Annotated in this window: 6 protein-coding genes; 5 read left to right on the top strand and 1 reads right to left on the bottom strand. The window is 33.8% G+C overall.

The genetic code is table 11. The annotated features are described in order from the left end of the window. Window positions 1–61 precede the first annotated feature (61 nt). Genes pheS through CSE_RS07930 form a run of 5 tightly spaced genes read left to right on the top strand, consistent with a single transcriptional unit; the run spans window position 62 to window position 9,501 of the window. Complete coding sequence (gene pheS, locus CSE_RS04905) at window positions 62–1,078, top strand: phenylalanine--tRNA ligase subunit alpha (protein WP_014453541.1); 1,017 nt, start codon at window positions 62–64, stop codon at window positions 1,076–1,078. A 9-nt stretch (window positions 1,079–1,087) separates the two neighbouring features. Further along, window positions 1,088–3,481 carry a phenylalanine--tRNA ligase subunit beta gene (pheT, locus tag CSE_RS04900; protein ID WP_014453540.1) on the top strand — a complete coding sequence of 798 codons (2,394 nt, stop codon included), beginning with the start codon at window positions 1,088–1,090 and terminating at the stop codon, window positions 3,479–3,481. Continuing rightward, window positions 3,474–5,138 carry a PHP domain-containing protein gene (locus CSE_RS04895; RefSeq protein ID WP_014453539.1) on the top strand — a complete coding sequence of 555 codons (1,665 nt, stop codon included), beginning with the start codon at window positions 3,474–3,476 and terminating at the stop codon, window positions 5,136–5,138. The genes pheT and CSE_RS04895 overlap by 8 nt, the downstream gene beginning before the upstream one ends. After that, on the top strand, window positions 5,120–7,468 hold the full coding sequence (locus tag CSE_RS04890) for an endonuclease MutS2 (protein ID WP_014453538.1): 2,349 nt from the start codon (window positions 5,120–5,122) through the stop codon (window positions 7,466–7,468). The genes CSE_RS04895 and CSE_RS04890 overlap by 19 nt, the downstream gene beginning before the upstream one ends. Further along, a complete protein-coding gene (locus CSE_RS07930; RefSeq protein ID WP_014453537.1) occupies window positions 7,465–9,501 on the top strand; it encodes a 3'-5' exonuclease in 2,037 nt (678 codons plus the stop codon). The genes CSE_RS04890 and CSE_RS07930 overlap by 4 nt, the downstream gene beginning before the upstream one ends. Here CSE_RS07930 and CSE_RS04880 read toward each other — a convergent pair. Beyond that, the gene (locus tag CSE_RS04880; protein ID WP_014453536.1) at window positions 9,491–11,065 is read right to left on the bottom strand and encodes a nucleoside kinase; all 1,575 of its coding nucleotides are present in this window, start codon (window positions 11,063–11,065) and stop codon (window positions 9,491–9,493) included. The two genes, CSE_RS07930 and CSE_RS04880, sit on opposite strands and share 11 nt — an antisense overlap. Between the last annotated feature and the right edge of the window lie 29 nt (window positions 11,066–11,094).

Genomic DNA, 11,094 nt, shown 5'->3' with positions numbered 1-11,094 from the left:
TTTTTTATTTTTATTGACTTTTATTTTTTTGTTGATAAAATTTAAGGATAGGAGGCAACTTATGGGAATGTTTGATGATATTAAGAAGGAATTTCAGGACAAAGTTGATAAAGTCAATAATCTTGAAGAACTAAAGCAAATTGAAGTATTTTTTCTTGGTAAAAAAGGAAAAATACAGGAGTTATTCAAACAAATTAAAAGTATTGCCGATAAAGATAGGAAAGAATTTGGTGAAAACGTAAACAAATTAAAAGAGTATATTGAAAATACAATCAAAGAGAAAGAACGCAAACTTTTGGATATTTTAAAAGAGGAAAAATTAAAGAGTGAAGCAATCGATATTACTGCACCAGGACTTATTGTTGAAAGAGGACATGAGCACATTTTAAATAAAGTAATTGAGGAAGTGAAATCTATTTTTATTTCAATGGGTTTTGATGTCTTCTCAGGACCTGATATCGAGACAGATTATTACAACTTTGAAGCACTTAACATACCTGAGCACCATCCAGCAAGGGATATGCAAGATACATTTTACCTTGCAGAAAAAATGCTTTTAAGAACTCAAACGTCTCCAATGCAAATTAGAACAATGGAAAGTCAAAAACCACCTATAAGAATGATTGCGATAGGAAGATGCTACCGTAGAGATGCACTTGATAGTTCGCACTCACCACAGTTTCACCAAATTGAAGGTCTTGTCGTTGATAAGAATATCTCTTTTGCAAACTTAAAGGCAACCTTATCTGAATTTTCAAAAAAGATGTTTGGTGAGTTGACAAAGGTAAGATTCACGCCTTCCTATTTTCCATTTGTCGAGCCGGGTGCTGAGACTTCAATTACTTGTGTAATCTGTGGTGGAAAGGGGTGCCCAGTGTGTAAATACACTGGTTACCTTGAAATGGGTGGTTCAGGAATGGTTCATCCGAATGTGCTTAGAAATGTTAACATAGATCCAGAGGAGTATCAAGGGTTTGCATTTGGCTGGGGAATCGAAAGAATTGCTATGGTAAAATATGGTATTCCTGATATTAGGTATTTCTTGCAAAACGACATGAGATTTTTGAAACAATTTTAAGGAGGAAACATGATCGTCTCGTACAACTTATTAAAGGAACTTATAGACTTTCCATATACACCGAAAGAACTTTCCGAAAAACTCACTTATGTTGGAATTGAAGTAGAAAAGGTAGAAAACGTAGAGAAGCGATTTGAAAATGTTGTATCTGGGAAAGTGTTGGAGGTTTATCCTATTGAAGGAACAAAACTTTTTAAAGTAAAGGTAGATGCAGGAGATGGAATTGTTGAAGTTATAACGGCTGCAACAAACGTAAAACAGAATGATATTGTCCCATATGCAAAAGTAAATTCAAAAATAAGTGACGGAAGAATAATAAAGGAAAAGGAATTTGAAGGATATTGCTCTCAAGGGATGTTGCTCTCCTACGTGGAACTTGGCCTTGATCCGGACACACTGAGTAATGATGAAAAAGATGGAATTTTCATTTTGCCACCAGACACACCAATTGGAGTTGGTTTTGAGAAACTGTTTCCTGTTGAGGATACCTTTCTTGAACTTTCGCTTCTTCCAGATAGAGCCGATGCCTTTTATGTTTTAGGCGTTGCTCGATGGATTGAAATTCTTCTTGCAAGAGACGAAGGAAGGAGAGCAAATTTTGATAAGTTTAAGTTTGATTTATTTGATGATGCGAATCTCCCAGAAACCCCATTCCCAGTAGAAATTCTACATAAAGAGCACTGCAGTTTTTATTCGGGAAGGCTCATTAAAGATGTCACAATAAAAAAGTCAAGTTATAAGTTGAGAAAGAAATTATTTAGTTTGAGAATTCGTCCTATAAATAACATCGTTGATATTACAAACTATGTTGCACGAATGTATGGACAGCCACTGCATGCCTTTGACTTTGATAAACTAAAAGGGAAAATTATTGTGCGTCTTGCAACTGCCGAGGAAAAAATCAAAACTCTTGATGAGATTGAAAGAACACTAACCTCAAAAAACCTACTTATAACTGATGAAACAGGTCCTATTGCTATAGCGGGTGTAATGGGTGGCTTTGACACAGCAGTAACAGAAAATACTAAGAATATTTTCCTTGAAAGCGCATACTTTACGCCTTCGACTATATCAAAAAGTTCAAGAAGTCTCGGGTTAATTACTGATGCTTCTTCGCTTTTTGAGAAAGGTGTTGACCCCCAATTTACACCAACTGCTTCTCTTATTGCGACAAAATTGATTCTTGAGGAAGCAGGTGGACTTGCTTTTAAGGACAGAGTTACAGATTTTAGGAAACCTAAGGAAAGTGTTAAATTGCGTGTAAGTAAGGCGTCAAGTCTTCTGGGTGAAGAGATGCATGAAGAAGAAATTAAAAAGTATTTTGATATAGAAGGTTTTAATTATATTGAGAAAGAAGGTGTTTTTTCGGTAACACCACCTTCCTTTAGGCAGGATATTTCCATTGAGGAAGACCTTATTGAAGAAATTGTCCGTATGCGTGGATATAATGAATTTTCCGAAAAACCAATTATAGCACCACTTCGAAGTGGAACATTTGAGCCAATCCTAAAATTTAACGCTAAACTGAGAGATATTCTTCTACATCTTGGACTAAATGAAATAGTTACTTCTACCCTTACAAACAAAGAAATACTTACAAGATTTAATTTATATGAAGATAGTGTCATAAAACTTTTAAATCCACTTACAGAAGATATGTCTCTTTTAAGGCCAACTCTGTTTGTTGGAAGTTTTGAAGTAGCACAAAGAAATTTGAATATAAATGTTGAAAACCTTTCGCTCTTCGAAATTGGGAAAGTATTTTTCAAAATGGGAAATGAACTTAGCGAAGAGTATAGGATGTCAATTTTCTTGAAAGGTAATAGAATCGGGAAAAACCCGTATGGAAGGAATCTTCCGTATGATTACTATTATTTGAAAGGGCTTATTGAAAGTATATTTGAAGAATTTGGTATTAGTGCCCAATTTGTAAAATACGAACAACCACATATGCATCCATACCAAACAAGTAAGGTTATCGTAAATGGCAACTTTTTTGGCTATCTTGGAAAAATTAACCCAGATTTATTAGACGATGCATATTACGCAGAGTTAAAGGTTAACGAACTTTTCAAGGAAGCAAACCTCGAGAATAAATTCAGTCAATTTTCGCTTTATCCTCCCGTAAAAAGAGACATTGCAATAATTGTTGATAAGTCAGTTGAAGAGATCTTAGTTAGAAAGGCAATAAGAGACTCCAATATTAAAGAGTTAAAGTCAATTATATTGTTTGATATTTATGAAGGAAAACCACTTCCTGAGGGAAAGAAAAACCTTGCTTACTCATTGGAGTTTATCTCGTATGATCGAACTCTTCAAGGTGCGGAAGTTGACGAGTTTATAAAAAAGATAGAGGAAAATATTATAAACAAAACGGGTGGTACTTTAAGAAAGAATGAATAACTTTAAGGTTGCAAAAGAACTCCTTGAAATAAAAACGTTGCTTGAAATATCAGGCAATACAAGGGATGCCTATACATTTGAACACTCTGCTTTATCGATCCTTGCTCTTGAAAACTCTTTAGAAAAATACACAAATTTTAATTTTCTCCCACCATTTGTAAAGGAAGAAGTTTTTAACTTGCAAGGACTTGGTTATTCGCCACTTAAGGAGCAACTTGAGGCTAAGATACCGAAAGTTTTAAAACAACTTGCAAGCATCCCTGGTATTCGGGTTAGTGATGTCCTTAGGCTATATCATTCACTTAACATTGATTCGTTTGCTGAACTTGAAAAGGCAATGAAAAAGGGTATTGTTAAAAGATTCTTTTCAGATAAATTTGAAGAACATTTAAGAAGAGCCCTTTTTTATTACGAAAGTAGCATAAGGGAATTAAGTCTCTTTTATGCTTGTGCTTATGCTAATGCTGTAAAATTAGCGCTTGCTGGTTTTGGTAATATAAGTGTTGCAGGAAGTGTAAGACGTGGCAAAGAAGTGGTAAATAATATCGATTTTGTTTATGACTTTGAAGAAGACAATCTTATTGAGAATATTAATTCAAACTTCGATATTGTGAATTTCGTAAGAAAAGGCAATTTGATCCAATTCAAAGATATCGATGGTGTGCAACTTAAATTTTTTAGAGTACCAAAAGAATATTTCTATTCAGGTCTTCAATACTATACAGGGTCTAAACAGCACAACAAGGAAATTCAGGAGATCGCAAAGTCAAAAGGTTTTGATATTTCAAAAAGCGGATATGTTCTTTTAAGGGCGAGTTCCGAAGAAGAATTTTATGACAGATTGTCTCTTCAGTATGTTCCGCCTGAGTTAAGAGAAGGAGAAGTGGAAATTGAACTTTCTATAACGCATTCTCTTCCAAAACTTATAACACTATCAGATATTAAAGGAGATCTTCATGTTCACACTTCGTTTTCAGATGGTCTTTCAACAATTTCTGAACTTCACGAAGAAGGTGGGTTCTTAGACTATGAGTACCTTGCGATTACGGATCACTCAAAAGGATTGAAAGTTGCAAATGGGGTGTCTCAAAAAACATATTTAAAAGAAAGTACACTTATTGATCGGATAAACGCCGAAAAATATAGTCCATATTTATTGAAAGGAATTGAAGCAGAGATAAACTTTGACGGCACAGTTGACGTTGATGAAGTTGTTATGAGTAAAATCGACTTTGTAATAGGAGGACTTCATCAGTTTTCAAATACACGTTTTGAAAATACGGAACGGGTTAAAAAAGCAATAAAAAGTGGTATAATTAATATTGTGGCACATCCAACAAATAGAATAATTTTTGTAAGAAAAAGCATTGAGGTTGACATTGAAGAAATCTTCAATTTAGCCTCCAAGTATGGAGTAAGTTTAGAGGTTAATTTATTTCCTAACAGAATGGACTTAAGCACAGGTTTAATTAAAGAAGCTAGACGCGCAAATGTTAAATACTTTTCAGTTGGGACAGATGCACATAACAGAGGGCATTTGTATTTTATGAAATATGGTATTAAACTCTTAAGGAGAGCCTGGATGAAGAAGGAGGAGGTTTTAAATACGTATAGTTTGGAGGAATTGAAAGATTTGTTATGCGTGAAGACACATTAAAGGCGCTCGAATACGACAAAATTTTAAATAAACTTGAAGCACTTTCCTTTACAAAAGGCGGAAAGGAACTATCAAGAAATCTTTTACCTTATGAGTCTTTTGAAGAAACTACTGTTGCATTAAAAGAAACAACTGATGCGAAAAAATTCTTGGAGAAAGAAGGTGATTTGCCTTTTATCGAGTTTATTGATGTTGAGCCGCTATTCGAGAAGATTAAAGTTCTTTCTCTTGTAACTCCTGAGGAAATTTTAAGGGTTTCAGATGTTCTTTCTGCATTTTCGGAAATAAAAGAAATAGGAGAATCTTATAGAGAAACTTATCCTGAAGTCTTTAAATACATAATGAAACTTTCTAACTTTGAAGATATAGTAAAGGCAATAAGGAAAGTTGTAGGGAACGATGGAAAAATTGTAGATGATGCATCGCCACTTCTTAGCATCATTCGAAGAGAAATTAAAACGACATATTTAAGGATTCAATCTATTTTACAGGAGATTTTGTATTCCAGGGAAAATGAGGACGCAATTCAGGATAAAATCATAACTAAGAGAAACGACAGGTATGTAATACCTATCAGACTTAATTCAAAACCATCTTTCAATTACGTTGTTCAGGGAGAATCTGGAAGTAAACTAACACTTTTTGTTGAGCCCATGGCAGTGGTAGAGCTAAACAACAAACTTGTGGACCTATTTTCCAAAGAAAGAAGAGAAGAGGAACGTATCGTATTGGAATTAGAAGAACGTATCAGAAATAAATTTAGTGCAGTTGAAGAATCTTTAAATATCATTTATAAACTTGATTTTATCTTTGCTAAGGCGAGATTGTCATTAGAGTTTAAGGCATCAGAACCAATCCTTGTCAATGAACCTTACCTTGAGTTATATGAAGCAAGAAATCCGTTTATAAATGATGATGTGGTTGTCCCAATCGACATAGAAGTAGGGAAAAATTTTAAAATGCTTATAATAACTGGCCCTAATACTGGTGGAAAAACCGTTACACTTAAAACGACAGGACTTCTTACACTTATGGCAAAGGCGGGAATGCATATACCTGCCATTTCGAATTCAACGGTCGGTTTTTTTAGAGATGTCTTCGCTGATATCGGTGATGAACAGAGTATAGAACAAAATCTTTCAACATTTTCCTCACATATGGTAAGAATAATTGATATTTTAAAGAATGCAACGAAAGATGACCTTGTTTTAATTGATGAATTAGGTGCAGGGACTGATCCTGAGGAAGGTGCTTCCCTTGGGTTTGCTATTCTTAAAAGACTATACAAAATTGGTGCGTCTTCAATTGTAACTACACATCATGGAAAGATAAAAGAATTTCCATATAAGTTTAAAGAAGCACAGAATGCTTCTGTAGGTTTTGATGTGGATACATTAAGCCCTACATATAAACTGTATATTGGAATCCCTGGCGAGAGCCATGCTCTCATTATTGCAGAAAGACTTGGCATGCCTGAGGATGTCCTTAGTGATGCAAGAAGTGAACTTTCTTCAGATTTTATTGAAAAAGCAGAAATCGTAAGTAAAATGCACGAGGACAATAGAGCAATTGAAATAATGAAAAGAGATACTGAAGTTGCAAAGAATGAGGCGATGCGCTTAAAAGAAACATATGAGCAAAAATTAAAAGAACTTGAGGAACGAAAGAGATTAGAAATAAGAAAAGCGTATGAAGAAGCGCAGAGAATTATTGATGAAACAAAAGAAAAGATGAATAAGATTCTCGAAAATCTTGATGTATCTATAAAAAGCCAGAAGGAAATACAAGAAATGAAGAAGGCACTTAAGTCTGAAGAGCAGAAAATCGAAGAGCAACAAGAAAAAACCTTTGAAGAGGTGAATAAAGTTGGGCCCTCTGAAATAAAAGAAGGAATTCTTGTATATGTAAGGACGTTGAAGGCGCAAGGAATAGTACTCCAGGTGAAAAACGATGAGCAAAAAGCAATTGTCCAGATGGGTGCAATCAGGGCAACACTAAAATTTTCAGATCTTGAACCAGTTTCAGAAGAGAAAGTTGAAGTGAAGAAAGAAAAAAGAGGAGAGTTAAAGGAACTTTTTGAAGAGGAACTTCCAATGATGATAGACTTGCACGGTTATACAGTTGATGACGCAATTGATATACTCGACAAATATCTTGATAAGGCGTATTTACATGGTTTGCCTCATGTTTACATAGTACATGGAAAAGGGACTGGTGCTTTACGAGAAGCAATTTTGCAATATTTAAGAAATAATAAACGTATTGCTCGTTTCGAAACTGGAACTCCTTCAGAAGGTGGTATAGGTACCACAATAGTGTTTTTCAGATGAAATTTGTTTTTTTTGATTTAGAAACCACTGGGCTTAATAGAGACGATGAAGTTATTGAAATAGGTGCTATAAAGGTTGTTGATTTTGAGATTGTTTCTACATTTAAGACTCTTGTAAGACCTCATAAGTCCATTTCAAGATTTATTACAAATTTAACAGGCATAACCCTGGAAGATCTTGATAAGGCACAAGAAAGGAACAAAGTAAAAGAGGATTTTAAAAAATTTATTGAAGATTCAATTCTTGTTGCGCATAATGCATCTTTTGACAAAGAATTTCTTGAGAGATTTTTGGAGGAGCCGCTTCAGAATGAAGTAGTAGACACTCTTGAGCTTGCCCGTCTTATTTATCCAGAGTTGAGTTCTCATAGCCTTGAGAAACTTGTTCAAACTCTTAATCTAAAAAAAGAAAAGGCACATAGGGCATTTAATGATGCGTTAATGCTTTACGAATTGTTTAAGAAGTTATTGGAAGAAAGTAAAACATTTGCGGACGAAGACATGAAACTTCTTAAAGACATAATAAGTAGTTCGAGAAATTTTAATTTCCTATTTGAAAATCATGGAGATGCAGAAAAAACTATGCTAAAAATACGAAAAGAGGGTGAAATTCAAACTCTTCCTTTCAGTCAATTGAATTCTACGCATAAAAGGGGTATTTTTTACTTTGAAAAATCTTCAATTGATGAGTTAATTGTTCTGTTGTTAACTTCTGGAAAGTCGCTTATAGTTAGTTACTCAGAAAAACTGCTTGAAAATTTAAAAGATCGGTTGAGTAAATTTAAAGTGTTTGATGCAACTGAGTTCGAAAGTTTTATTTGCGTAGAACGCCTAAATTATTATCTTGAAAATACAGACGCAATACCAAGAGATCTTAGAGTGGACTTTGCAATACTTGCATCTTATTTACTCAAAACAAAAGACTTTGGATTGAGAAAAGCTCCACAACACATTCTTAAAAACAAAATTCTAAAAAACTTGTCTTTATGCAAAAGCAAGAGTTGCAATTTTAATGATATCTGTCCTTTTAAAGAAAGAGTTATGGAAATTGAGAAAAGCGATTTTGTATTGATGAAATATCCAAGTTTATTTAATGGACTTAAGTTTCTTTCGGATTTTAAGTTTGATAGCGTATATCTTCTTGAAGCGTATAGAATTCCAAAAGTTTTTTCGAGTTTAAAGATTAACTTTTCAAGAGAAGACATTGAAATGATTTCAAACTTTGATAGTTCAAGTAACTCATCTGAAATGTTAACGCTCTTCGATAATTTTGAAAACTCATCTAAAGAAGCACAATTCAAATTGGTTTCAAGCATAACAAATTTAGATGGTGATTATTTGGCGGACAAAACCTTCCGTTATAATTATGAGAATATCTCCATTGGATTTTCAAATGCTATGAAGATGTTTTCAACCATTTCATCAATGAGTGATTCTGTAAATTTAGTAAGTAATTATTTTATCCTCAATGGAGAAAACTTTATTGAAAAGTTTACAGGTTTAAGAGGCGTAGTTTCAACTCAAGCGAATGAAGAGAAAATAATGAATATAATCCCTCTTTTCTTACATGCTCCGAATGCAGATGAATTTTCAAGAGAGTTTCTTGATTTATACGAGCAGTTTTCTGATATTAAGCCAGTCCTTTTCATTTTTGAGAATAGAATTCAATTAAATAGCATAAGGGCAGAATTAAGAAACAAATATACTTGGATTGACGAATCACTTTCTAAAGAAGATGGTTTGGTTGACTTTGTTCAATATGAGTTTCCCGTAAAAAACAAATATAGATTGATTTTTGTGATTAAGTTACCAATGAATATTTTAGGATCTCAAGAAAATTACGCAATGTACTATTTGAAGAATTTTATTAAAGATTTTGTTTCGGATGAAAAGAGTGCGGTTCTCTACTTTGATGGAAGACTCAAAGACAGAAATTTTGTTTCAAAGTTTGGGGAAGCGTTTTTGACAACACCCATGCTTTTGGAAAGAAAAGAAAATCTTGTTCAATTTGTTAGGAAATATATCAATACTTAAAGGAACTTTTCCCTATAAATTCTCTTAATATGGATGTAGGCGGCACTTCGTCTGATTGGAGCGGTAAAACATGGTTGAGAAAGTTTAAAAGTCTAAGAGCCTCTGCATATTCTTTTTCTTTATATTCAATTGCTCTAAGGGGGACTTCAGCAAAGTTTCTTAAAATTGGAAGTTCATATATGAGCGCTGAATTGAACATAACATCTGCGTTTTCCTGATAAGGGAAAATATACTTTTCTTCAGCTTCAATGACATCTTTCCAGCGTTTTAGATTTTCTACGGCGGGAATTCCTCTAAAATGTACATCTCTTACAATTCTTCTAATGAGTCTTGTATCCCTTGTCGGAATACGATTAATATTATCGATGTTCACCTGTGAGAGAGCACTAACGTATATCCTGTATTTAACTTCTTCTTTTACGTCTTTCGTAAGGATTGGGTTTAATGCATGAATGCCCTCTATAATTATAAGACCATGTTCGTCAATCTTGACTTTTTTCCCTTTTTCCCTTTTTCCTGTTATGAAATTGTATTTTGGGATATCAACTTCTTCTCCTTGGATAAGTTTGTTAATGTGCTCTTGAAGAAGTTTATAATCTGTTGCTTCAATAGAATCGTAATCAGGGTTTCCTTCTGCGTTAAGAGGCGTTTTCTCTCTTTCAACAAAATAGTTATCCGTTGAAATTACATATGGCTTAAAGCCAAGAACTCTTAAATGAATATCAAGTTTTTTTGCGAAAGTTGTCTTTCCTGATGAACTTGGACCTGCAATAAGGACTACTTTTGCCTTTCTTTCTTGAATTTGTTGCGCTATTTCTGAAATTTTCTTTTCGTGGAGAGATTCTTGCATTTTTATTATGTTGGATATTCTGCCGTTTATAATGCTTTTGTTAAGTTCGCCAACGGTTCTTACGTCAAGAAGATTTGCCCACTTTTTTCCTTCATTAAAGGCTTCAAGCAATCGCTCGTATTTGGGAAGGGTGTTTAAGACATTTGGGTTTTTCCTATCTGGAAGCAAGAAAAACAACCCACTATTTACCCTTACTATATCAACGACTTTTATCATTCCCGTGAAGGGAACAAGTGGGCCTGCAAAATATAGGTAGATGTCGTCAAGTTCATAGAGAGAAATAACATCTTTTGCCAAGTATTCAATTGTTTGGATGTCTTCAAATCGACCTTCTTTTTCGAGTTTTCTTATTGCAGTTTCCTTTGTGAGGTCAAATTTTCTTATAGGTTTGTTATTCTTTATTAACTCAAAGAATTGGCTCTTTAATTTTTCTACAAGTTCGTCTGAACTATTTTCAATTTCTCCATAAAGCGCTTCCCCTATAGAATGCATTATTGTAAGTTTATGTTCTTTTGAAATCTTCTTTAATGCAACAGTTGCAAGAAAAGCTATACTCCTTTCATAAGTTCTTCTTCCTTCACCTTCTGTAACTGGAAGAAGCTCTATACTTCTCACTTCTTCAACTTCATCAAGAAATCCCATTAACTGGTTATTTACGATAGCACAGGTATATGGATATTGTGCTTTTTCTATTTCAATTATTTTCTTTCCCATAGCACTGAGATTATATTTGTTTTTTGGAA

This window comes from Caldisericum exile AZM16c01 (assembly GCF_000284335.1).
Classification (GTDB): Bacteria; Caldisericota; Caldisericia; order Caldisericales; family Caldisericaceae; genus Caldisericum; species Caldisericum exile.
The sequence above is the reverse complement of the archived record's forward strand: the minus strand, read 5'-3'. Positions and strand labels throughout refer to the sequence as shown.